We start from the raw sequence: 22,300 nt of genomic DNA, 5'->3' as shown, positions 1-22,300 counted from the left end.
GCGTTGCGGCCGATCGCCGTCTCGATCCGGTTGATCGTCGCGAACCGCTTGTCCTCCAGCGGGCCGAGGATCGCGTTCTGCACGAAGTTCGCACCGCCCTGACCCTCGGTGCTGATGATCCGGGCGTTGGCCTCCTGGATCTGGGTGTTCAGCAGGGCCAGGTTGCGCTCGACCTCGGCCTGCGCCTGGGCCGGCACGGCCGGCAGCTTGTCGGCGACCGTCTGGCAGTTGACGGTGGCCGGTTCCTCGGACGCCGCTGCGACGCCGAGGCCCACTCCGACCAGCACGACCGCGGCACCCGCCACGCCGATGACCTTCAAGCGCTTGGCGTTGCCCGCGCTGCTCCCGGGGCTCCGGTATCGCTTCATCTGCAATCGCCTTCCTCGTGAACCGCTCTCGACCGGTCCATACGGGAACGCTCCCAGCGCGGATCGAACTAAAGGAAAACTTAAGGTTCGCGGGGTCGCCCCTTTAAGGTCGATGACCGCGACTGATCAGGCAGAACAGTCGTTCGACAAAAAATCGTGGTAATCGCACGGTCACCGAAAGCACAGGGCCGGAATCCCGCATCACGCGGAATCCCGGCCCGGAAGAGGAACGAGGGGGATCAGAGGCGCCCCGCCCCCGCATGTGCGGAGACCAGACCCGGAACGGCTGCCGCCGGCGTCACCGGACCGGGGCGCAACGTCGGCGTCCAGCCCGCGTCGGTGCCCAGGTCCGGATCGTGGGTGGCGTTGTACTCGGCGAGCAGGTTGACCGCACGGACCGGACCGGTGCCCACCCGGGTCAGCGTGCCCACCTCCGTCATCGCCGTTCCGCCCCAGTCGTAGACGAACTCGTCGAGCCCGACGTCCGCACTGCGCAGCAGGAAGTTGTTCTCCGCGTAGATCGCCGAATAGACCCCCACACCCCAGGAGTACGAGTACGCGTCCTCATCAGTGATGTAGTAGTAGTTCGCATAGACGTCCACCTGTCCGAATCGCACCCGTGGCACGCGTTGCCCGACATTGGCGAACTTGTTGTGGTGAATGGTCACGCGCAGCTTTCCGACATCCGCGCCGACCGTGTTCGACGAACCGATCAGCATCGTCTTGTCGTGTTCCTGGAAGACGTTCCACGAGGCGGTGACCAGGTCGGACGCCCGGATCACGTCGAGCGCCCCGTCGTGCACCTGATAGGGCCTGCCGAGGTACTGCGGCTGAACCGAGTCCACATTGTCGCCGTCACTGAACGTGTTGTGGTCGACCCACACGTGGGTGGCCCCGGTCAGCGTGATCAGGTCGTAGTTGGAGTTCCAGTTGCCGGCCGATCCGTCGGTCGGGTCCCACGCCGGGAAACAGTCGGCGGCGTCCTCGAGGCGCAGATTGCGCACGATGACGTTGTCGACGTTCTGGATCAGCAGATTGGCGCCGATCAGACGTGCGTTCGGCAGCCCGAGGATCGTCGTGTTGGCGCCGACCCTCAGTTGCACCCGGGCGGCCTGGTTGCGGGCGGACTGCGCGCGGGCGTCCTCGAGCGGCCCGCTCGGCTTGGTCGCCGTCCCCCACACCGCCGGGTCGTACGCGGCGAGGTACGCGTCGAGCGAGTACCCGGGGTCGGCATAGGAGGCGCAGTCCAGCGGTGCCCCGGTGTCGTCGGTGTTGGCCCGGATCGTCCCGGCGACCAGCACGATCCGCGGCGTCGGATCGGTGCCTCCGGCCAGGGCAGCGGCGAGTTCGGCGCGGGTACGCACCACGAACACGTGCGCGTCGTCGGCGGCCGACCCGCCGGTGGTGCCGGTCCCGGCGGAGGCCCAGCCGTCGTCGGCGGCGAGGACGGCCCGGGCCTCCGGGGGGATCGAGGCGGCGGCGGAAGAAGTGAACGAGGCGGGGAGGACGGCGAGGGCATCCGGAGGGACCGAGGCTGCGGCGGGAGAAGTGAACGAGGTGGAGAGGACGAGGACGGCGGCGAGAGCGGCGAGTACGCGCATGATCAGGCGACCGGTTCCAGGTGCATCCAGACGAAGATCAGCGGATCGGTCCCCCGGCTGATCAGGTGGTGGTCCTCCCCCGCCTCGCACACCACGGCGTCCCCGGCGGTGAACTCGTCCACCACCTCGCCGTCGATCTCCACGTCGCCCTCGCCCTGGACGATGCAGAAGATCTCCGGAACGTCGTGCCGGTGCAGCCCCGGCTCGTCGTGGGTGCGGTGGTTCGGCAGCGGGTAGATCCGGAAGCCGCCGCGGCGTACCGCGTGTCCCGGCAGTGGGCTGGTGAACTGGGCCCCGTGGTGTTCCGGGCCGAGGTCGACGAGCTTCAGTTTCTGCATGGTCCGCTCCTTTCTAAGCGGGAAGGGCGACTTTCTCAACGGGGAGGGCCGCTTTCCAGACGGGGAGGGCGACCTTCTCGACGGGAAGGGCGACTTTCTAAACGGGAAGGGCGACCCGGTGTGGCGGGACCGCCCAGGGCACCCCGGCTTCGAACGGCAGCCGGCCGCTGTCCGCCACCTGGCGCACGATGGTGTCGATTCCGGTCACGACCTGCCCGCCGCCGTCCGGGTGCGGTTCCCGGAAACGTGCCGGGATCGCCACCGGCGGCGGCGCGGACACGATGGCGTCGGCCAGGGCGGTGAAGGTCGCGGTCCGCGACAGCGGAACCAGCAGGGGTACGGCCGAAGCCCCGCGATGTTCCAGCAGGTTCTCCAGGAGTCCCCGCCGTCCGGGCACCTCCCGCAGGTCCGGCTCGCCCGGCAGGCGCAGCCGGTCGGTCGGGTATTCCAGGACCGCCCCGCCGACCCGGATCTCGCCCGCGATGAACATCGCCGACGCGAGGGTGACCGCCACCGTCAGGGTCCGCCCGTCGTCCCCGGTGACCCGCAGGAACGTGGTGTCGTCGGTCTCGATCTCCCGGGACCGGTAGCGCTCCAGTTCCAGACGTACGGGCTGGAAGTGCCCGGCCACCACGAGCGCCTGCATCAGCGCGTGGGCGAACGGGTTGACCAGGGCGCCGTCCATCACCGGCCGCCCGCCGACGGTCCGGCGGCCGGCCCACGGTGCCCGGGTGTAGTAGCCGTCCGGCCGCCACCACGCCCCGGAGACCCCGATCGGCCCCTGGGGACGGGTGGCGCACAGTGCGGCCAGGGCTGCCGAGCCGAGCGCCTGGAACCCGACCTGGCAGATCCGGCCGGTGTCGCGCAGCGCCGCGGCCAGCACCTCGTGTTCGTCGGGCGCCATCACCGGCGGTTTCTCCAGGAGCAGGTCGGCGCCGGCGGCCAGGACGTCCAGGGCGATCGGCAGGTGGGTGTGCGGCGGGGTACAGATCACCACCACGTCCGGCCGGGTCTCGGCGAGCAGTTCGGTGTGGTCGGTGAAGACCGGGACGCCGAGGAGCGGGGCCGCCGGTTCGGGCACGATCGGCGCCCGGTCACAGAGCCCGGCGACCGTGATCCGGCCCTGGTCGGCGAGTCGTTGCAGCACCCGCCGGTGCCAGGCGCCGTGCCCGCCGGCCCCGATCAGCGCGACCCGGGCCGTCACGGCCGGTGCCCCGCGTCGAAGATCCGTCCGTGTGGTGATTTGTGGCGCCTACGGCGCCCGAAATCACCACACCAAGCGGGACGTGGTGAGTTCGGGCGCCCTGGGCGCCACAAATCACCACACCAAGCGGGGCGTGATGAGTTCGGGCGTCCTAGGCGCCACAAATCACCACACCAAGCGGGGCGTGATGAGTTCGGGCGCCCTGGACGCCACAAATCACCACACCGAGCGGGGCGTGGTGAGCTCGGGCGTCCTAGGCGCCACAAATCACCACACCAAGCGGGACGTGGTGAGCTCGGGCGCCCTGGACGCCACAAATCACCACACCAAGCGGGGCGTGGTGAGTTCGGGCGCCCTGGGCGCCACAAATCACCACGCCGGTTCGGGTTCGGGTCGGTCATGAGCCGAGTCCGCGGACGGTCGCTTCGACGCCGTGCCGGGCGAACTCCGCCGTCCAGTGGATCAGCCGGGCACGCAGCACGTCGTCGCCGGCGAGCGCGGGCGGGAACACCTCGTCCAGTGCGAGCAGGGCGTCGACGGTGCCCTCCGGGGTGTCCGGGGCGTCGGCGAGTGCCGCACGGATCCGGGTCGCCAGCGGGTCGTCCAGCGGCAGGGTCGCGCCGCTGTCGGCGTACCCCCGCGCGAAGCGCATCCACGCGGCCAGGACCAGCGCCGCCCAGCCCGGCCCCGCGCCCGCATCGCGCCGGTCCTGGATGGTGCCGAGGAGGCGGTACGGCAGTTTCTGCGAGCCGTCCATCGCCACCTGCAGCGTGCGATGGCCGAGCTCGCGGTTGGCGAACCGGGTCAGGGAGGTCTCGCCGTACTCGACGACGGTGACGCCCGCAGGCGGCCGCACGGTGGGCGCGATGTCCTCGGCGATCAGCCGCCGCAGCAGGGTGATCATGCCGGGCATGTCGAGGGCGTCGGCGATCATCTCCCGCCCGGCCAGCGCACCGAGGTACGCGGCCGCCGAGTGCACCCCGTTGAGGGCCCGCAGCTTCAGCGTCTCCCACGGGGCGACGTCGTCGGTGATGATCGCCCCGGCCGCCGCCCAGTCCGGACGCCCGCCGGGGAAGTCGTCCTCGATCGCCCACTGGGTGAACGCCTCGGCCACCACCGGGACGGCGTCCTGCGCGCCCAGGGCCAGGGCCGCCCGCCGCCGGTGGTCCTCGCTGGTCGCGGGCACGATCCGGTCGACCATGGTGGACGGGAACCCGATGCCGGACGGCAGCGCCGCACCGGCCACGTCCAGGGCCTGCTCGACCAGGCCGCGGACCCGTGCCCCGTTGCCCTGCATGTTGTCGCAGCAGAGCACGGTCAGCGGGCCGGCGCCGGCGGCCTGCCGGGCGAGGATGCCCCGGGCCAGCAGCGCCGGGATCGAGGTGGCCGGGGCGGCCCCGGTCAGCTGGGCCCGTAGGGCGTCGTCGAGCAGCAGCCGGCCGGCCGGGTCCATCCGGTAGGCCTTCTCGGTCACGGTCAGCGAGACGATCCGGATGCCCGGGTCGGCGATCGCGGTCAGCACCCCGTGCGGGTCGCCGGCCGCGTGGCCGAGGCCGGCGAGGATGCCGATCGCGCGGGCCCGGTCGTCGCCGTCGCCGACGGTCAGGACGCTGTAGAGCATGTCCTGTTCGCGCAGCGCATCGAGGACGGCCCGGGAGCGCGGGGCGACACCGACGATGCCCCAGTCGCCGCCGGACGCGGCGACCGCCGCTTCGGTGAACTCCGCCTGGTGCGCCCGGTGGAAGGCGCCCAGGCCGAGGTGCACGATGCCGGGGCGGACCAGGCCGGGGGTGACCGCGGGCAGGCTCTCCGCGGGCAGCGAGGTGAGGGCGGACCGGCCGAGCCGGTAGGTCACCGCCATGCCGGGCCGTCCGGGAAGCGGAACTCGGAGATCGACGACGGTCGCATCTCGACGCTGTAGCCGGGCGCGGTGGGCAGCCGGTACCGGCCGTCGACCACGGTGACCGGGTCGGTGAAGTGCTCGTGCAGGTGGTCGACGTACTCGATCATGCGGCCGTCCAGTGAGCCGCCGATCCGCAGGTAGTCGAAGATCGCCAGGTGCTGGACGTACTCGCAGAGGCCGACGCCACCGGCGTGCGGGCAGACCGGCACGCCGAACTTGGCGGCCAGCAGCAGCGTGGCCAGTACCTCGTTGACGCCGGCCACCCGGCAGGCGTCGACCTGGCAGACGCCGATCGCCTCGGCCTGCAGCAGCTGCTTGAAGATCACCCGGTTGGCGGCGACCTCGCCGGTGGCGACCCGGACCGGGCCCACGGCGCGGGCGATCCGGGCGTGCCCGAGCACGTCGTCGGCGTGTGTCGGTTCCTCGATCCAGTACGGGTCGAATTCCTTGAGCCGGGCCATCGCGGCGATCGCCTCGTCGACGTCCCACACCTGGTTGGCGTCCATCATCAGCAGCGCGCCCTCGGGCAGCTCGTCGCGGATGATCGCGGCCCGGCGGACGTCGTCCTCCAGCGGGCCGCCGACCTTCATCTTGACGGCCGTCCAGCCGTCGGCGACGGCCTGCCGGGTCAGCTCGCGGACCTTGTCGTCCGGGTAGCCGAGCCAGCCGACGCTGGTGGTGTACGCCGGGAAGCCCTCCTTCTCCAACAGGGCGAGGCGGTCGTCGTACCCCGCTGAGGCTTTGTCCAGGAGCTCGCGGGCCTCGCCCGGGGTGATCGCGTCGGTGATGTGGTGGAAGTCGACGGAGGCGACGATCTCGGCCGGGGTGAGTTCGGCGAGGAACCGCCACATCGGCTTGCCGGCCAGCCGGGCGCGCAGGTCCCAGACCGCGTTGATCAGAGCCCCGGACGCCATGTGGATGACGCCCTTCTCCGGTCCGAGCCAGCGCAGCTGCACGTCGGCGGTGATCGATCGCCAGAAGCCGACCTGGTCGGCGGCGATCTCCTCGACCGATCTCCCGGTGACGTGGTGGGCCAGCGCCTCGACCGCCGCGCAGGTGATCTCGTTGCCCCGGCCGTTGGTGAAGGTCAGGCCGGTGCCGGTCACGCCCGCGTCGGTGCTGACCTCGACGTAGGTGGCCGAGTAGTCGCCTTTGTTGATCGCGTCCGAGCCGTCGCCGGCGGCCGCGGTGGGGAACCGGACGTCGTGCACGGTGACCCCGGTGATGTGGACGCCCATTACCGGCTCCCGTCCAGGTTGAAGATACGTTTCGGCAGGTGGTACGCGAGGTCGGCGATCGTCTCGGCGGCCTCGTCGAGCGGCAGGCGGCCCTCGGTGACCAGCCGGGCGAGGTATCCGGCGTCGACCCGGCGGGCCACGTCGTGCCGGGCCGGGATCGAGCAGAACGCCCGGGTGTCGTCGGTGAAGCCCACCGTGTTGTAGAAACCGGCCGACTCGGTGACCGTCTCCCGGAACCGGCGCAACCCCTCCGGGCTGTCCAGGAACCACCAGGGCGCGCCCAGGTAGAGCGCCGCGTAGCCGCCGGCCAGCGGGGCGAGTTCGCGGGTGAACGCGGTCTCGTCGAGCGTGTAGAGCACCAGGCGCAGCCGCGGGTCGTTGCCGTAGCGGTCGAGCAGCGGTTTCAGGCCGCGCACGTAGTCGGTGGCCGACGGGATGTCGCCGCCGACGTCCCGGCCGTGCCGCAGGTGCAGCGCGGTGTTGTGGTTGCGCCACGCGCCCGGGTGCAGCTGCATCACCAGGCCGTCGTCGATCGACATCCGGGCGAACTCGATCAGCATGTGCGCCCGGAACGCCTCGGCGTCCTTCACGTCGCTGCTGCCGCCGAGCGCCGTGCGGTAGAGGACCGCGATCTCGCCCTCGTCCAGTTCGGCGGTCGCCGCGGTCAGGTGGCCGTGGTCGGTGCTGGTGGCGCCGGCCGCGATGAACAGGTCACGGCGGGCGCGCAACGCGTTCAGGAAGCCGGGGTACGTGCCGACGTCCTGCCCGGTGAGTTCGCCGAGGGCCGCCACCCGTTCGGCCCAGCCCGGCCACTCCGGGTCGACCAGGTTGTCCGGCCGGAACGTGGTGATCACCCGGCCGCCCGGTCCGCCCCAGCCGTCGGCGGCCAGTTTGGCGTGTGCGGCCAGTTCGTCGAGCGGGCTCTCGGTGGTGGCCAGCACCTCGATGTTGAACCGGGTGAACAGGGCCCGTGGCCGGAACTCCGGTTCGGCGAGCCTGGCGGCGAGCGCGTCGTAGATCTCGTCGGCGGTGTCCGCGGTCAGCGTGGTGGTGATGCCGAAGACGTCGGCGAAGACCTTCTCGGTCCACAGCCGGGACGGGGTGCCGCGGAACAACCGCCAGTTCGCCGCGAGCAGACGCCAGATCGCCCGGCCGTCGGTCTCCACCGGGGTGCCGTCGATGCTCGGCACGCCCAGCCGCGACGGCGGGATGCCCTGGCTGCCCAGCATCCGGGTGACGTAGTGGTCCGGCACCACGAAGAGCCGGGCCGGGTCTCCGAAGGCCACGTCGTCGGCGAGCAGTGCCGGGTCGACGTGCCCGTGGGGGCTGATCAGGGGCAGATCGCGCACCAGACCGTAGAGTTCGCGGGCGATCTGCCGCTGGGTGCTCTCGGCGGGGAACAGATGGTCGTCCGCGGTCATCTGACCTCCTTCAGGTTCAGGACGTCGGCCACCCGGACGGCCCGGCCGGTGGCCAGGGACTCGTTCGCGGCCAGGCCGGTGAGCAGGGACCGGGCGCCGTCGAGCGCGCCGGCGCTGCGGCCCAGCGGGTCGGCGGGCGGGTCGGGGCGCAGCAGGTCGGCGAGCAGGCGGACGTCGGCGCCGCCGTGGCCCTCCCGGACGTGACCGCCGACCTCGATCTCCCGGGGCGGCGCCCAGTACGGCCGGACCAGCAGCCGCACCGAGCCGCGTTCGGCGGTGGACTGGGCGCCTGGTTCGCCCTTGACCGAGGCGGCGGCGGTCGGCGCGACGTGGTCGCTCTCCACCACCTCCAGTTCGAGGCGGCCCTTGCTGCCGTTGACCATCACCCGGTAGCCCTCCCACGGCGCGTACGCGGTGAGGTGGTAACTCATCGACGGCCCGCCGGCGTAGCGGACCAGCACCGCCATGTCGTCCTCGATGGTGACCCCGGGGGCGAAGACGTTCTGGTCGCGGTGGTAGCCGTCGTGCTGCTCGTTGTCCAGGTAGAGCTCGCGCAGGCCGGGTTCGTCGGCGAGCCGGACGGCGAACGGGTCGCCGTCGGCGGCCGGGTCGCCGTGGGCCCGCGCGTAGTCCCGCGCGTAGCCGTGGCGTGCGCCGTTCTCGCCGTAGAAGAACAGCCGGCCGGCCGCGTACACCTGCTCGGGTTCGTCGGCGAGCCACCAGTTGACCAGGTCGAAGTGGTGGCTGGCCTTGTGCACCAGCAGGCCGCCGGAGTTGGCCTTGTCCCGGTGCCAGCGGCGGAAGTAGTCGGCGCCGTGGCGGATGTCCAGCATCCACTCGAAGTGCACCGATCCGATCTCGCCGATCTCGCCGGCGCTCAGGACCCGTTTCACCGCCTCGTGCACCGGGTTGTACCGGTAGTTGAAGGTGACCCGGACCGTGTTGCGGCCGTTCGTCCGGCGCTCGGCGTCCAGGATGCGGCGGCATCCGTCGGCGTCCACGGTCATCGGTTTCTCGGTGATCGCGTCGCAGCCGGCGTCGAGCGCGGTCACGACGTAGTGGTCGTGGTAGCGGTCCACGGTGGTCACCACGACGACGTCCACGCGTTCGCGCTTGAGCATCTCGGCGAAGTCCGCCGCGTCGTAGACCGGGACCGGCGCGACACCGAGGCGTTCCAGGCGGGCGTTGTGGACGGCCGGACGGCCCGGATTGGTGTCGGCCAGGGCGACCAGTTCGGCCACGTCGGCGTGGTCCTGGGTGATCGACCGGAGGAACATCCCGGCCCTGGCCCCGGCGCCCACGAGGGCGTACCGGCGGCGGGTTGCGAGGGGCATGCCGTCGCCTCCATTCGGCAAACGTTTGCAACAGCTTAGGGATCAGACCACGACGGAAGTCAATGGACGGCACTCATTTGCCTGCTTTTATCCATATTAGTTGATCCTAATGCAACATGATCGACATCGATGAGCGTTGACACGTCAGCAACCGTTTGCATTAATGGCTGCACCGGAGAGATCCGGGTCACACATTGGAGGACATCGTGGCGGTGACGATCCGGGACGTCGCAAAAGCGTCCGGAGTGCACATCTCCACGGTGTCGCGCACCTTCTCCGCCCCGCATCTGGTCAACCCCGAGACCCGCTCCCGGGTGCTGGCCACCGCGGAACAGCTCGGTTACCGTCCCAATCGGGCGGCCCGGGCGCTGATCACCGGACGCACGCACAACATCGGCCTGATCGTGGCCGACATCGCGAATCCCTTCTTCCCGCCCCTGATCAAGGCGGCCGAGACCCACGCCCGGCGGCGCGACTACCACGTCTTCGTCGCCGACACCGACGAGGATCCGAGCGTCGAGGCCGATCTGGTGCAGGCCCTGGCCAAGCAGGTCGACGGGATCCTGCTCTGCAGTCCCCGGATGAGCGACGACCAGATCGAGCAGTTGCGCCGCGAGGTGCCGCTGGTCGTCGTCAACCGCATGATCACCGGCTTGCCGGCCGTGGTCATGGACGTCGGGCAGGGCGCCCGCGAGGCCGTGCGTCACCTGCTCGGCCTGGGCCACCGTCACCTGGTCTACCTGGCCGGGCCGCGGGGCTCGTGGACCAACCGGGAGATCCGCCGGGCCGCCGGGGCAACCGCCCGCGCGGCCGGCGCGGATCTCACCGTGCTCGGCCCGCACCAACCGGTCGAGGAGGCCGGCGCGGCGTCCGCCGAGGCGGTTCTCGGCACCGGCGCGACCGCCGTGCTGGCCTACAACGACCTGATGGCGATCGGTCTGCTCCAGGCACTCCAGGACCGCGGTGTCGCGGTCCCCGGACGGATCAGCGTCGTCGGCATCGACGACATCGCCTACGCCGGTCTGGTCCGCCCACGGCTCACCACCGTGGCGAACCCGACCGCCGCCGCCGGTCGCGCGGCCGTCGACATGCTGCTGCAGCACGGCGACGGCGGTGCCACCGGCCAGGTCACCCTCCAGACCACCTTGATCATTCGCAACTCCACCGGTCCCGGGCCACACAGCCCGGCCGCTGCGCTCACCGCTGAGGTCGCCGCACACGTCAAGGAGTGACGAAGTCCCATGACCGCACCCCGATCACACAGTCCCCTTCCCCGGCGCCGCCTACTGCGCGGCCTGATCGCCGGAATGCTCGCCCTCCCCCTGGCCCTCGGCGGCTGCGGTGGCGACGACGCGGGCGACGACGGCAAGGTCGAACTGAGCTTCTTCTGGTGGGGCGGCGAGGCCCGCGCCCAGCTCACCGAGCAGGCCCTCGCCCTCTACACGCAGAAGCACCCCGAGGTCACGTTCAAGAAGACCTGGCAGGCCAACCAGGGCTACTTCGACAAGCTGGCGACGCTGACCGCCGGCGACGACGCTCCGGACATCTTCCAGATCGACGACAACTTCCTGGCCGAGTACGCGACGCGCAACGTCACGCTCGACCTCACCCCGTACCAGTCGTCCGGCAAGCTGGACACCTCGAAGTTCCCCGAGGGCCTGTTGAAGTACGGCGTGGTCGACGGCAAACTGGCCGGCCTGGCCTCCGGCGAGAACACCCAGGGTCTGGTCTTCAACAAGACGAAGCTGGAGACCGCCAAGCAGGAGCTGCCGAAGACCGGGATGAGCTGGGAGGACTTCATCGCCTGGGCGAAGACGGCCGGGGCGGCGACCGGTGTGCCGGGCACCATGGACCCGAGCGCCGACTACAAGGCGTTCTGGGTGTGGCTGCGCCAGCAGGGCAAGGAGATGTACAACGGCAACCAGCTGGGCTTCACCGTCCAGGACGTGCAGGCCTGGTTCGAGCTGTGGAAGGGCGCCCGCGACGCCAAGGCCACCCCGACCGCCGACGTGATCCACGAGGGCAACGCCACCGACGTCACCAAGCAACTGGTGGTCACCAACAAGGCGCTCACCTCGTGGGTGTGGGCCAACCAGATGCCCGAACTGCAGAAGAACACCAAGGACGAGCTCGGCGTGGTCGCGTACCCGGGTGACGCCAGCAAGCAGTGGCCGCGCGCCTCGATGTACTACTCGGTGTTCCGCGGCGCGAAGGACAAGGACGTCGCGGTCGACGTGATCAACTTCCTGTCGAACGACCCGGAGGCCGGCAAGATCCTCGGCACCGACCGGGGCCTGCCGCCGAACACCGACATCCGCACCTCGGTGTCGGCCGAGACCGACAACGCGTCGATGAAGCAGACCATCGACGTCATCGCCGAGCTGTCCAAGAACTACGGGCCGGCGCCCTCGGTGCCGCCGAAGGGCCACAGCACGATCCGGGAGGAACTGAAGAAGGCCGCCGAGGAGACCCAGTACGACCGGGCCACCCCGGCCCAGGCCGCCCAGCAGTTCTTCGCCGCCAGCCAGGCCGCGATCAGCCGGTGAGTCCGGTGGCAGTCACCACGGCCCGGTCCTCACCGCCCCGGCCGCCCGCCGGGCCCGCCGCCCACCGGCGGCGGGCCCGGCCCGCCCGGCGCGGGACCGACGGGACGGCCGGCTACGTCTTCCTCTCACCCTGGCTGCTCGGGCTGGCCGCCATCACGGCCATCCCGATGCTGATGTCGCTGTACCTGAGTTTCACCAACTACGACGTGCTCAGCGACTGGGAGTCCACCCGCTGGGTGGGCCTGGACAACTACCGGCAGATGTTCACCGCCGACCCGGCGTTCTGGCACGCGGTCCGGGTGACGGTGGTGTTCGCGCTGATCGCCACCCCTCTCAAACTGGCCGCCGCGCTCGGCGTCGCGCTGCTGCTCAACCGGGGTTTCCGCGGGGCCGGCCTGTTCCGCGGGCTCTTCTACCTGCCGTCGCTGCTCGGCGGCAGCGTGGCCCTGGCCATCGTCTGGGTCAACATGTTCAACCGCGACGGGGCGTTCAACTCGTTCCTGAGCTGGTTCGGCATCACCGGCAAGGCCTGGGTGAACGACCCGGACTGGGCGCTCGGCACCCTGATCCTGCTGGCCGTCTGGCAGTTCGGCGCCCCGATGGTGATCTTCCTGGCCGGTCTCAAACAGGTTCCGGTGGAGCTCTACGAGGCGGCCTCGGTCGACGGCGCCGGTCCGGTCCGGCAGTTCTTCGCGGTGACCCTGCCGATCCTCTCGCCGGTGATCTTCTTCAACCTGGTCCTCGAGACGATCAACGGGTTCCAGGGCTTCACCTCGGCGTTCGTGCTCTCCGGCGGCACCGGCGGACCGGTCGACTCGACCCTGATGTACACGCTGCACCTCTACATCAAGGGCTTCACCGAATACCAGATGGGCTACGCGTCCGCGATGGCCTGGGTCTTCCTGCTCTCCATCGGCCTGGTCACCGCGGTCATCTTCCGCACCGGCCGGTTCTGGGTGCACTACTCGGACGGAGACGACTGATGCCCCTGCGCAGGCTGTCACGACCGGTCGTGCTGGTACTGCTGGCCGCGATCGTGCTCTACCCCCTGCTGTGGATGCTCGGCAGCTCGTTCAAGGCCCCGGAAGAGGTCCTGAACAACATGTCGGTGTTCCCGGAGGCGTTCACGCCGGGCAACTACACCGACGGCTGGGGACACTTCGACGTCGCGTTCGGACGGTTCTTCCTCAACAGCGCGATGGTCGCGGTTCTCACCGTGGTGGCGAACGGGGTGTCCTGCCTGCTGGCGGCGTACGCCTTCGCCCGGCTGAAGTTCCGGCTCCGCGGCTTCTGGTTCGCCATCATGATCGGAACGTTGCTGCTGCCCGGCCACGTGCTGATCGTGCCGCAGTTCGTCATGTTCAAGACGTTCGGATGGGTCGGCGGCGAATGGCCGTACGCCCCGCTGATCGTCCCGCAACTGCTGGCCACCGAGGCGTTCTTCGTCTTCCTGATGGTCCAGTTCATGCGTGGCATCCCCCGCGAACTGGACGACGCCGCGAAGATCGACGGCTGCACGGCGTACGGTGTGTTCCGGCACGTCATCCTGCCGCTGTCACGCCCGGCCCTGGTCTCCACGGCGATCTTCTCGTTCATCTGGACCTGGAACGACTTCTTCCGCCAACTGGTCTACCTCTCCGACCTGGAGAAGTACACCGCCCCGGTCGCGCTGACCCTGTTCATCGACTCCAGCGGCCAGTCCGCGGTGGGCCCGATGTTCGCCATGTCGGTGCTGTCGCTGGCCCCGGTGTTCCTCTTCTTCGTCGCCTTCCAGCGGCTGCTCGTCGAGGGCATCAACACGTCGGGCCTGAAGGGATGACACCGCCCCGCCGGTTCGCGCCGGCCGCCGACCTGAACCGTGCGGTGCCGTTCCCCGACCCGGGCACCGACATGCCCCGTAATCCGGGCCCGGGCCACCCCGGCCGTTCCGACGGCCTCCACTGGCCGCAGGAGGAGCCCGCCCGGCACCGGCCGGACTGGCGGGAACGTTTCGCCCTCGGCGCCGACCTGGCCCTGATCGGCATCCTGGTCACCGTCGCCGCGCTGCCGGTGCTGACCGCGCCGGCGGCGGTGGCGGCCGGTTCGGCGGCGGTCCGGCACCGCTACCACCAGGGCACGCTGCCGCCGGTGCGCCCGCTGCTGCGGTTGTTCCGGCGCACCCTGCTGCCGGGGCTGCCGGTGCTGGTGCTGACGGCCGCGATCCTGATCGACTTGATCGCGGTCGGTCGCGGCTGGGTGCCGGGCGGTCAGCCGCTGTTCGTGCTCACCGCCGCGGCCGCCGGGTTCGTGGCCGGCCTGGGAACGCTGGTCCTGGTGGCGGTCGGCCGCGACCCGGAACTGCCGTGGCGCGACGCCGGCCACTGGGCGATCGAACGTCCGGCGGCCGCGGGCGGGACGGCGCTGGCCGGAGCATTGGCGTTCTTCCTGGCGCTGACCGTGCCGGCGACGCTTCCGCTGGTGGTGGGCTTCCACCTGTTCGCCGTGCACGTCATCACCGACCGTCTGGCCACCGATTAGAAACACGATCACCGTCATCGGGTACGCCTGACGTGAGTCCCGTGACCCGCGGCGCGTTCTCGCGCCCCCGATCCGCCGAGCACCCCCGATCCGCCGAACGCCCCCGATCCGGCGAACGCCCCCGATCCGGCGAACGCCCCCAGTCCGGCGAGCCGCCGCCCACGTGTTCGCGGGCGGCGGTTCGCTGTCCCGGACGAAGCGGTGGCCGGAGGACCGGGTAACCGCCGACGGGTTCAGCTGCCGCGGCGGTGCTCGAAGATCAGGTACGTCTCGGTGCCGGCGATCAGGCCGGTGCCACTGAGCCGGTCGGTGATCACCGACCGGAGATCGTCCACATCGACCGCGGCGACGTGCAGCAGGAAGTCGTAGGAGCCGGAGACGAAGTAGACGTCGCGGACCGCGGGGATGCCGGCCAGCGACGCCGCGAACCGGCCGATCGTCTCGCGGGACTCCGACCGGATCCGGACCGCGATCATCGCCTGGATCGGGCGGCCGATCCAGGCCGGGTCGACGTCCGCGTGGAACCCGCGGATCGCACCGATCTCGCGCAGCCGGCGCACCCGGGTAAGGCAGGTGGACGGGGCGATGCCGACCCGGTCGGCGAGCGCGTTGTTCGGCATCCGGCCGTCGGCCGCGAGCAGGCTCAGCAGCTCCAGGTCGATCGGGTCGAGCCCGCGAACATCCTTCGGCAGGTCGGTCATCACAGGCCCCATCATCGCAGAATCGGCGCACCGGACGTTAACAACAGAATCATGTTCGTCCGCCTTGCTTGATCACTGCATATCGTTCCAGTCTATCGACAGGCGCTGTAGACGACGCTTTATCGACAGGCGCTGTTGACGACGCGGTCGAGAGGAAGAACCATGCGCATCGGTGTGCCTACAGAGGTCAAGAACCACGAATACCGTGTGGCGATCACTCCGGCCGGAGTCGTCGAGGCGGTACGCCACGGACACGAGGTGCTGGTACAGGCCGGGGCCGGCACGGGCTCGGCGATCAGCGACGACGACTACGTCGCGGCCGGCGCGACGATCGCCCCGGACGCCGACAGCGTGTGGGGCGCCGCGGACATGGTGCTCAAGGTGAAGGAGCCGATCGCCGAGGAGTACCACCGGCTCCGGGCCGGGCAGGTGCTGTTCACCTACCTGCACCTGGCGGCCGACGCCGACGGCACCAAAGCCCTGCTCACCAGCGGGACGACCGCCATCGCGTACGAGACGGTGCAGCTCGCCGACGGTTCCCTGCCGCTGCTCGCCCCGATGTCGGAGGTCGCCGGACGGCTCGCCCCGCAGGTCGGCGCGTACAGCCTGATGCGCAGCAGCGGCGGCCGCGGCATGCTCCCGGGCGGCGTGCCCGGCGTGGCACCGGCCCAGGTCACCGTGATCGGCGGCGGGGTGTCCGGGGTGAACGCGGCCACCATCGCCCTGGGCATGGGCGCCGACGTGACCGTTCTCGATCTGAGCATCCCCCGCCTGCGCGAGATCGACGCCCGCTTCGGCGGCCGGGTGAAGACCCTGGTGTCCAGCGCGTACGCGCTCGAACAGTCGCTGCTCGACGCCGACTTGGTGATCGGCGCGGTGCTGGTGCCCGGGGCGAAGGCGCCGACACTGGTCAGCAACGACCTGGTCCGCCGGATGAAACCCGGTTCGGTGCTGGTCGACATCGCCATCGACCAGGGCGGCTGTTTCGAGGACTCCCGCCCCACCACCCACCAGGACCCGACATACCTGGTGCACGGATCGGTGTTCTACTGCGTGGCGAACATGCCGGGCGCGGTGCCGAACACCTCCACCTATGCCCTGACCAACGCCACCCTGCCGTACGCGTTGCGCCTCGCCGACCTCGGCTGGCGGGACGCGCTGCGCGCCGACCCGGCGCTGGCGCTGGGCCTGAACGTTCACGACGGGATCCTCACCAACGACTCGGTCGGCTCGGCTCTCGGTCTCCCCACCGAGAAGATCGCCACGATCCTCGCCTGAGACGACCTCGTGGCGCCCTCCGTCCTTCACCCGGCGGAGGGCGCACCCCTCCGTCGACGCCGTTCCGTGCGTGGTGGCGACCGTCGGCGTCAGGATCCGGGTGACCGCCTCGGGCAGGCGCTCCCGTCCGAGGCTGCCGCCCTTCGGACCGCCGTTTACGCTGCGTAATGCAGCATCCGCTCGGTGTGGTTCTGGAAGCCCACCTCGAGCTCCTCGTGATGCCGGGTGTCGACGTCACCGGACGTCTCCTCGGGGAGGATCCGCGCCGGCAGGGTGCCGAACCGCTGGGCCCGCTCACGGGCCGCCTCGTCCTTGGTCTTCATGGGCCGAGTATGCGCTTCCGCGGCACTCCTGAACAGCCGAAAAGCGGCGGCCCCCGGTGGCGGCCGCCGCCTTGCGCGACGTCGGATCAGAACGCGGCGAGAACCGAGCCCTGGTACTTGTCGGTGATGAACTTCTTCACCTCGTCGGAGTGGAGCAGCTTCTCCAGCTTGACGACCTTCTCGTTGGTCTCGTCGCCGGACCGCACCACGACCAGGTTCGCGTACGGGTTGTCGTCACCGGTCTCCAGCGCCAGCGAGTCGGTGGCCGGCTTGAGACCGGTCTCGATCGCGTAGTTGCCGTTGATCACCGAGATCGCGGTGTCCTCGAGGCTGCGCGGGAGCTGCGCGGCGTCCAGGGCCTTGATGTCGAGGTTCTTCGGGTTGGTCGCGATGTCGGTGGTGGTGGCCTTGACGCCGACACCGTCCTTCAGCGTGATCAGACCGTTCTTGGCCAGCAGGTTCAGCGCGCGACCCGAGTTCGACGGGTCGTTCGGGATCGCCACGACGCCCTTGTCCGGCACCTCGGCCAGGCTCTTGACCGTCTTGGAGTAGATGCCGAGGGGCTCGATGTGCACCGGCTTGAGCGCGGTGAACTTGTACCCCTTGGAGGCGATCTCCTCCTCCAGGTACGGGATGTGCTGGAAGTAGTTGGCGTCGAGCTGCTTCTCCTGCAGGGCGACGTTCGGCTGCACGTAGTCGTCGAACTCGACGATCTCGATCTTCAGGCCCTCGGCGGCGGCCAGGTTGTCGGCCACGTACTTGAGGATCTCGCCGTGCGGAACCGGGCTCACACCGACCTTGATGGTGTCGGAGGAAGCGGCCGCCTCGTCGTCGGAGGAGGAGCCACAGGCGGCCAGTCCCAGGACGAGGGTGGAGGCGGCCAGGACAGCGGCGAAGGAGCGGCGGCGCATGAAATTACCTTTCCTTGATCGGTGATAGAGGAATTGAGACGGGCGGGACCCGGTAGAAGGTCCCGAAAAGTGGCTAGCGGTGCGACAGCCGGCGGGCGACCAGGGCGCCCACCGCCTGGATGATCTGCACGATGATCACGATCAGTACCACCGTGGCGATCATGACGTTGGTCTCGAAGCGGTAGTAGCCGTAACTGATCGCCAGGTAACCGAGACCACCACCACCGACCGTGCCGGCCATCGCGGAATAGCCGATGATCGCGATCACCGTGACGGTGAAACCGGAGACCAGACCGGGCAGGGCCTCCCGGAGCAGCACCTTGCGGACGATCTCGGTGCGGGTGGCACCCATCGCGGTCGCGGCGGACACGACATCCGGGGGAACCTCACGCAGCGCGGACTCGACGATCCGGGCGAAGAACGGGATGGCACCGACGGTGAGCGGGACGATCACCGCGTCCGTGCCGATACTCACCCCCACGACCAGCCGGGTGAACGGGGTGATCGCCACCATCAGGATCAGGAACGGAATCGACCGCCCGAGGTTGACGATCAGGCCGAGAACCGCGTTCAGCGGCGCAATCGGCAGCAGACCATCGCGTTCGGTGACAATGAAGAGCACGCCGACCAGCAGACCGCCGATCGCGGTGAACAGCGACGACATCCCGACCATCCACAGGGTCTGCTGGGTGGCCGGGCCGAGCAGCGGAAAGACTTCGGACCAGGTCATGCCGGCACTCCCACCTGTGCGCCGCGTTCGCGCAGGAAGTCCAGCGCCTTGGAGTTGTCGTCGGGGCTGCCGAGCAGCGCGAGCCGCCAGCGGCCGGCCCGGGTGGTGGCGAGTGTCTCCACCGCGCCGCCGAGGATCCGCACGTCGGTCTCGAACCGGCGGGCCAGGTCGGCGATGATCGGGGCGTCCGCGTCGGCGCCGCTGACCGTGACGTCGATGACGGTGGCGCCGGGGATCGCGACCGGGCCGTCGAGCGGGAACAGGTCGCGGGCCAGTTCGGAGCCGGGCTGCTGGAGCAGGTCGGCGACGGTGCCGGATTCGACGAACCTCCCGTCGCGCATCACCGCGGCGGACGTGCAGATCCGCTTCACCACGGTCATCTCGTGGGTGATCAGCAGGATGGTCAGGCCGAGCCGCCTGTTGAGGTCGAGCAGCAGCCGCAGGATCGACTCGGTGGTCTCCGGGTCGAGTGCGGAGGTGGCCTCGTCGGAGAGCAGCACCTTGGGCCGCGCGGCGAGTGCCCGGGCGATGCCGACCCGCTGTTTCTGGCCGCCGGAGAGCTGAGCGGGGTACGCCTCAGCACGATCGCTGAGCCCGACGAGCTCGAGCAGTTCGGCGACCCGGGTCTTGCGTTCGGCCCGCGGGGTGCCGGTGACCTCCAGCGCGAAGGCGACGTTGGCGGCGACCGTCCGCGACGACAACAACGCGAAATGCTGGTGGATCATCCCGATCCCGTGCCGGGCGAGACGCAACTGCTTGCGGCGCAGGGTGGTGAGCTCCACACCATCGACGGTGACCGTCCCGGCATCCGGACGCTCCAGCATGTTGACGCACCGCAGCAGCGTGCTCTTGCCGGCGCCGCTGCGCCCGAGCACACCGAAGACCTCGCCCTCGCCGACGTGCAGGTCAACGCCGTCGACAGCGACGACATCCCCCCGTTTGGCGCGGTACGTCTTGCGAAGTCCGCTGATTTCGATCACGTGAACACCCTGGTCAGCCGTAGTGACTAGCGTCGCAAAACCTACTGAGTTGATGGGTTTTGCACAGGGTGAACCTATCGTTCGCACAGCCGCCACGCCACTCGATGTAACGACCCTCACGAGTTTCGTAACGTTCCCGGACTCGCGCCGGAAATCAATGATGCGATTCGTGCACCAGAATCGCCACCTGCACCCGGTTGGCACAACCGAGTTTGTCCAGCAAGCGGGACACATACGCCTTGACCGTCGGCACGCTCATGTGAAGCTCACTACTGATCTCCGCGTTCGACCGCCCGGTGGCCACCGCCTCGGCCACCTCCCGCTCCCGCTCGGTGAGCCGCCCGAGTGCCGCAGCCGCCTGAACAGCCCGCTCCCGCTCCGCGGTGCCGCCCCTGCCGCGTGCGTCCTCGTTGACGGGCGTGTCGTCCCAGGCCGCGGCTTCTTCGCGCCGCACCGCGTGGTCGATCAGCCGGGGCACCACCGACGGCGCCAGGATCGACTCACCGGCCGCGGCCCGCCGCACCGCGTCCAGGATCGCGGTGGGCGCGATGTCCTTGAGCAGGAACCCGTTCGCACCCCGGCGCAACGCCCCGAGCAGGTGCTCATCAGTGTCGAACGTGGTCAGCACCACGATCGCCGGATGCGGTCCGTCCCGGCGCAGCTCCTCGGTGGCGGCCAGCCCGTCCATCCGCGGCATCCGGATGTCCATCAGCACGACGTCCGGCCGCAGCCGCCGCACCGCGTCGACCGCCTCCCGCCCGTCACCGGCCTCCCCGATCACCTGCAGATCGGCCCCCGCCCCCAGCACCAGCGACAGCCCCACCCGCACCAGCGGGTCGTCGTCCACGATCAACACTCGGATCAGCTCGGCCACGGCAGCCATGCTTCCAGGCGAAACCGAAGCCCGCCCTCGCCCCCGTTTCCCGCGCCACTCCCCGCGCCACTCCCCACACCACTGCCCGGACACGCACGCACGCCGTGACGCAGGCGGCCGCCGAGCAACGCGACCCGCTCGGTCAGTCCGACCAGTCCCGCTCCCGCGCCCGGAACCAGGGAACCGCCGGAACGCCGGACATCGGGCAGGCCGACGGTCGGCACAGGGGCCGCGCCGTCGCCCGCACCACGAGGCGAACGGGCATGCGGAACACGGGATGGGTCGGTCGACGGCGACGGCAGGGGGTTGGTCACCAGCACGTGCAGCTCGTCACCCTCGGAGACTCGCTCCAGCAGCACGGTCACCGGCTCGCCCGGGGCGTGCTTGCCGGCGTTGGTCAACCCCTCCTGCACCAGCCGGTAGACCGTCCGGCCCAGCGACGGACCCACCGCTGCGCCGTCGAGGTGGTTCGTTGCGGTGATGCGTACCCCCGCTGTCCGGGCTTCGGCGATCAGCTCCGGCAGGTGCTCCAGATCGGGCTGCGGCCGCAGGCCGTCGCCCGGGCCCGCCCGCAGCACACCCAGGATCTCCCGCAGGTCCTCCAGTGCCAGATGGGCACTGTCGCGGATCGTCGTCGCCGCCTCGGCCACCTTTTCCGGGGAGAGGTCGGGACGGATCTGCAGCGCGCCCGCGTGCAGGCTGACCATGGAGATCCGGTGGGCGAGGGCGTCGTGCATCTCCCGGGCGAGGCTCTCCCGTTCGAGCGAACGCAGCCGGTCGGCCCGCAACGTCGCCGCCTCCTCGGCCCGGACCACCCGCTCGCGCAGCGACCCGACGAGTTCCCGGCGGGACCGGACCGCCACGCCGACCGCGACGGTCACCGCGAGCAGGGCACCGCCGATCACCAGCTCGCCGAGCGGCGCCAGCTCCGGGTCAGGACGGCGCACCGAGAATCCGAAGGACGTCACCAGCCCCAGCAGCACCGTGACCGCGACGATCCACCCGCGCCGCAGCGTGACCAGGGTGTAGAGCAGCACCGCCCCGGCGTAACCGCCCGCGTCGGTGACCAGCCCCGCGGGCAAGGTGACCAGCACCATCGCCACCGGGTGGCTGCGCCGCCACCAGATCGCAACCGCCGTCACCCCGCCGACCACGATGGCCGGCAGCACCTCGTCCGGCCCGATCCGCCCGGTCGCCTCGCTCTGGCCGACCAGCACCAGCGTGCAGAACCAGGACATCAGGATCGCCGCGACGTCGACCGCCCGGTAGCGCACCACCCGCCACAGTCCGGCGATCACGAGCGGACCAGCGGGCGCCAGAACTGCGTCTCCTTCTCGTCGCGCACCGCGTACCCCAGTTTCTGCAGGGTGTCGCGCAACTCGCCCGCCTCCTTCCCCGCCTTTTTGCGCAGTGCGACGGCCCGCGCCGACAGCACCGCCTCGACCTCCATCGGCAGCCCACCGGCCTCCGGCTCCCAGCGCCGGTAGAGCCCGGCGAACGGATCGGCCTCGCACCACGGATAGCCGAAGTCGCGGAACGCACTCTCCACCACCGCGGCCCGCGCCTGTGGCTCACCCCGGAACACCTGACGGGACTCGGTGTCCAGCACCACCAGCGCGGAACCCTCGCGGAACAGGGCGCCGACCCGCTCGCGCTCCAGCGTCTGCCGGGTGCCGTCGGTCTCCAGCCGCACCGTGTCGCCGGCCACCGTGATGCGCGACGAGCGCCGCAGGATCTCGACGCTGACCAGCGCGCCGACCACGACGAGGATCACCGCCTGGATCGCGACCTTCCATCCGGTGTCGATCTGCCCGGCCAGCCGGAAGAGCACCTTGACCGGCAGTGCGGTCCCCCAGCTCAGCGCCCAGCGGGCGAGTGGTGGCACCGCCACCGCGATCAGCACACCGAGCAGCGCCGGGCCGAGCAGGATCAGGAGAAGGTCGGGCCGGGAGTGGCCGAGGACCGCCGGCTGCCGGGAGGAGGTGTCGTCCATGGCGATGACGCTAGGCGGACCGGCACCATCGCCGACAGCT

At 70.4% G+C, this 22,300-nt stretch carries 21 protein-coding genes and 1 pseudogene; 6 read left to right on the top strand and 16 right to left on the bottom strand.

Annotated elements, in window-relative coordinates; all coding sequences use genetic code 11:
- From WH85_RS38240 to WH85_RS38205, 8 genes and pseudogenes are all read right to left on the bottom strand, one after another.
- Positions 1–368, bottom strand: a pseudogene (locus WH85_RS38240) (hypothetical protein); the annotation flags it as partial.
- Positions 369–607: 239 nt separating this feature from the next.
- Positions 608–1,969: a pectate lyase family protein gene (locus tag WH85_RS38235; RefSeq protein WP_045747025.1), complete on the bottom strand. Its 1,362-nt coding sequence runs from the start codon at positions 1,967–1,969 to the stop codon at positions 608–610.
- Between the two features lie 2 nt (positions 1,970–1,971).
- Entirely contained in the window at positions 1,972–2,307 is a 336-nt protein-coding gene (locus tag WH85_RS38230; protein WP_045747024.1) for a cupin domain-containing protein, read from the bottom strand.
- Positions 2,308–2,404: 97 nt separating this feature from the next.
- Complete coding sequence (locus WH85_RS38225; RefSeq protein ID WP_045747023.1) at positions 2,405–3,511, bottom strand: Gfo/Idh/MocA family protein; 1,107 nt, start codon at positions 3,509–3,511, stop codon at positions 2,405–2,407.
- 397 nt (positions 3,512–3,908) lie between these two features.
- Positions 3,909–5,372 carry a mannitol dehydrogenase family protein gene (locus tag WH85_RS38220; RefSeq protein WP_045747022.1) on the bottom strand — a complete coding sequence of 488 codons (1,464 nt, stop codon included), beginning with the start codon at positions 5,370–5,372 and terminating at the stop codon, positions 3,909–3,911.
- Positions 5,363–6,652: an enolase C-terminal domain-like protein gene (locus tag WH85_RS38215; RefSeq protein ID WP_045747021.1), complete on the bottom strand. Its 1,290-nt coding sequence runs from the start codon at positions 6,650–6,652 to the stop codon at positions 5,363–5,365. Before WH85_RS38215 ends, WH85_RS38220 begins: the two co-directional genes overlap by 10 nt.
- Positions 6,652–8,073 carry a glucuronate isomerase gene (gene uxaC / locus WH85_RS38210; protein WP_045747020.1) on the bottom strand — a complete coding sequence of 474 codons (1,422 nt, stop codon included), beginning with the start codon at positions 8,071–8,073 and terminating at the stop codon, positions 6,652–6,654. Before uxaC ends, WH85_RS38215 begins: the two co-directional genes overlap by 1 nt.
- Complete coding sequence (locus tag WH85_RS38205) at positions 8,070–9,407, bottom strand: Gfo/Idh/MocA family protein (RefSeq protein WP_045747019.1); 1,338 nt, start codon at positions 9,405–9,407, stop codon at positions 8,070–8,072. Before WH85_RS38205 ends, uxaC begins: the two co-directional genes overlap by 4 nt.
- Before the next feature lie 206 nt (positions 9,408–9,613).
- Between WH85_RS38205 and WH85_RS38200 the strand changes: the two genes are divergently transcribed.
- The 5 genes from WH85_RS38200 to WH85_RS38180 are packed head-to-tail and all read left to right on the top strand — an operon-like array spanning position 9,614 to position 14,470.
- A complete protein-coding gene (locus WH85_RS38200) occupies positions 9,614–10,639 on the top strand; it encodes a LacI family DNA-binding transcriptional regulator (protein WP_045747036.1) in 1,026 nt (341 codons plus the stop codon).
- A gap of 9 nt (positions 10,640–10,648) precedes the next feature.
- On the top strand, positions 10,649–11,953 hold the full coding sequence (locus WH85_RS38195; RefSeq protein ID WP_045747018.1) for an ABC transporter substrate-binding protein: 1,305 nt from the start codon (positions 10,649–10,651) through the stop codon (positions 11,951–11,953).
- 5 nt (positions 11,954–11,958) lie between these two features.
- Positions 11,959–12,936: a carbohydrate ABC transporter permease gene (locus WH85_RS38190; protein ID WP_045747035.1), complete on the top strand. Its 978-nt coding sequence runs from the start codon at positions 11,959–11,961 to the stop codon at positions 12,934–12,936.
- On the top strand, positions 12,936–13,772 hold the full coding sequence (locus tag WH85_RS38185) for a carbohydrate ABC transporter permease (RefSeq protein WP_157411474.1): 837 nt from the start codon (positions 12,936–12,938) through the stop codon (positions 13,770–13,772). Before WH85_RS38190 ends, WH85_RS38185 begins: the two co-directional genes overlap by 1 nt.
- Positions 13,769–14,470, top strand: a complete 702-nt coding sequence (locus WH85_RS38180) for a hypothetical protein (RefSeq protein ID WP_211275579.1) — start codon at positions 13,769–13,771, stop codon at positions 14,468–14,470. Before WH85_RS38185 ends, WH85_RS38180 begins: the two co-directional genes overlap by 4 nt.
- A gap of 233 nt (positions 14,471–14,703) precedes the next feature.
- Here the strand turns inward: WH85_RS38180 and WH85_RS38175 are convergent, their stop codons facing one another.
- A complete protein-coding gene (locus tag WH85_RS38175) occupies positions 14,704–15,171 on the bottom strand; it encodes an Lrp/AsnC family transcriptional regulator (protein ID WP_045747016.1) in 468 nt (155 codons plus the stop codon).
- A gap of 162 nt (positions 15,172–15,333) precedes the next feature.
- Here WH85_RS38175 and ald point away from each other — a divergent pair, with 162 nt between their 5' ends.
- Entirely contained in the window at positions 15,334–16,449 is a 1,116-nt protein-coding gene (ald, locus tag WH85_RS38170) for an alanine dehydrogenase (RefSeq protein WP_045747015.1), read from the top strand.
- A gap of 155 nt (positions 16,450–16,604) precedes the next feature.
- On the opposite strand, the gene WH85_RS51075 is transcribed toward ald, so the two are convergent.
- The 7 genes from WH85_RS51075 to WH85_RS38140 form a co-directional block, all read right to left on the bottom strand.
- Positions 16,605–16,772, bottom strand: a complete 168-nt coding sequence (locus WH85_RS51075) for a hypothetical protein (protein WP_157411473.1) — start codon at positions 16,770–16,772, stop codon at positions 16,605–16,607.
- Between the two features lie 86 nt (positions 16,773–16,858).
- Positions 16,859–17,683 carry a MetQ/NlpA family ABC transporter substrate-binding protein gene (locus WH85_RS38165; protein WP_045747014.1) on the bottom strand — a complete coding sequence of 275 codons (825 nt, stop codon included), beginning with the start codon at positions 17,681–17,683 and terminating at the stop codon, positions 16,859–16,861.
- Between the two features lie 73 nt (positions 17,684–17,756).
- Complete coding sequence (locus tag WH85_RS38160) at positions 17,757–18,413, bottom strand: methionine ABC transporter permease (protein ID WP_045747013.1); 657 nt, start codon at positions 18,411–18,413, stop codon at positions 17,757–17,759.
- Entirely contained in the window at positions 18,410–19,393 is a 984-nt protein-coding gene (locus tag WH85_RS38155; RefSeq protein WP_045747012.1) for a methionine ABC transporter ATP-binding protein, read from the bottom strand. Before WH85_RS38155 ends, WH85_RS38160 begins: the two co-directional genes overlap by 4 nt.
- A gap of 154 nt (positions 19,394–19,547) precedes the next feature.
- A complete protein-coding gene (locus WH85_RS38150; protein WP_083449576.1) occupies positions 19,548–20,276 on the bottom strand; it encodes a response regulator transcription factor in 729 nt (242 codons plus the stop codon).
- Entirely contained in the window at positions 20,255–21,565 is a 1,311-nt protein-coding gene (locus WH85_RS38145; protein WP_063775586.1) for a sensor histidine kinase, read from the bottom strand. The genes WH85_RS38150 and WH85_RS38145 overlap by 22 nt, the downstream gene beginning before the upstream one ends.
- A complete protein-coding gene (locus tag WH85_RS38140) occupies positions 21,562–22,260 on the bottom strand; it encodes a YqeB family protein (protein ID WP_045747011.1) in 699 nt (232 codons plus the stop codon). Before WH85_RS38140 ends, WH85_RS38145 begins: the two co-directional genes overlap by 4 nt.
- Between the last annotated feature and the right edge of the window lie 40 nt (positions 22,261–22,300).

The sequence above is a fragment of the Actinoplanes rectilineatus genome (assembly GCF_000962825.1).
In the GTDB taxonomy this organism is placed as follows: Bacteria; Actinomycetota; Actinomycetes; order Mycobacteriales; family Micromonosporaceae; genus Actinoplanes; species Actinoplanes rectilineatus.
The sequence above is the reverse complement of the archived record's forward strand: the minus strand, read 5'-3'. Positions and strand labels throughout refer to the sequence as shown.

Coding starts and splice junctions, on each gene's coding strand:
- WH85_RS51075 (WP_157411473.1), bottom strand. CDS start 16,772: ATGAAGACCAAGGACGAGGCGGCCCGTGAGCGGGCCCAGCGGTTCGGC.
- WH85_RS38165 (WP_045747014.1), bottom strand. CDS start 17,683: ATGCGCCGCCGCTCCTTCGCCGCTGTCCTGGCCGCCTCCACCCTCGTC.
- WH85_RS38175 (WP_045747016.1), bottom strand. CDS start 15,171: ATGACCGACCTGCCGAAGGATGTTCGCGGGCTCGACCCGATCGACCTG.
- WH85_RS38215 (WP_045747021.1), bottom strand. CDS start 6,652: ATGGGCGTCCACATCACCGGGGTCACCGTGCACGACGTCCGGTTCCCC.
- WH85_RS38180 (WP_211275579.1), top strand. CDS start 13,769: ATGACACCGCCCCGCCGGTTCGCGCCGGCCGCCGACCTGAACCGTGCG.
- uxaC (WP_045747020.1), bottom strand. CDS start 8,073: ATGACCGCGGACGACCATCTGTTCCCCGCCGAGAGCACCCAGCGGCAG.
- WH85_RS38230 (WP_045747024.1), bottom strand. CDS start 2,307: ATGCAGAAACTGAAGCTCGTCGACCTCGGCCCGGAACACCACGGGGCC.
- WH85_RS38185 (WP_157411474.1), top strand. CDS start 12,936: ATGCCCCTGCGCAGGCTGTCACGACCGGTCGTGCTGGTACTGCTGGCC.
- WH85_RS38220 (WP_045747022.1), bottom strand. CDS start 5,372: ATGGCGGTGACCTACCGGCTCGGCCGGTCCGCCCTCACCTCGCTGCCC.
- WH85_RS38205 (WP_045747019.1), bottom strand. CDS start 9,407: ATGCCCCTCGCAACCCGCCGCCGGTACGCCCTCGTGGGCGCCGGGGCC.
- WH85_RS38150 (WP_083449576.1), bottom strand. CDS start 20,276: ATGGCTGCCGTGGCCGAGCTGATCCGAGTGTTGATCGTGGACGACGAC.
- WH85_RS38140 (WP_045747011.1), bottom strand. CDS start 22,260: ATGGACGACACCTCCTCCCGGCAGCCGGCGGTCCTCGGCCACTCCCGG.
- WH85_RS38195 (WP_045747018.1), top strand. CDS start 10,649: ATGACCGCACCCCGATCACACAGTCCCCTTCCCCGGCGCCGCCTACTG.
- WH85_RS38160 (WP_045747013.1), bottom strand. CDS start 18,413: ATGACCTGGTCCGAAGTCTTTCCGCTGCTCGGCCCGGCCACCCAGCAG.
- ald (WP_045747015.1), top strand. CDS start 15,334: ATGCGCATCGGTGTGCCTACAGAGGTCAAGAACCACGAATACCGTGTG.
- WH85_RS38235 (WP_045747025.1), bottom strand. CDS start 1,969: ATGCGCGTACTCGCCGCTCTCGCCGCCGTCCTCGTCCTCTCCACCTCG.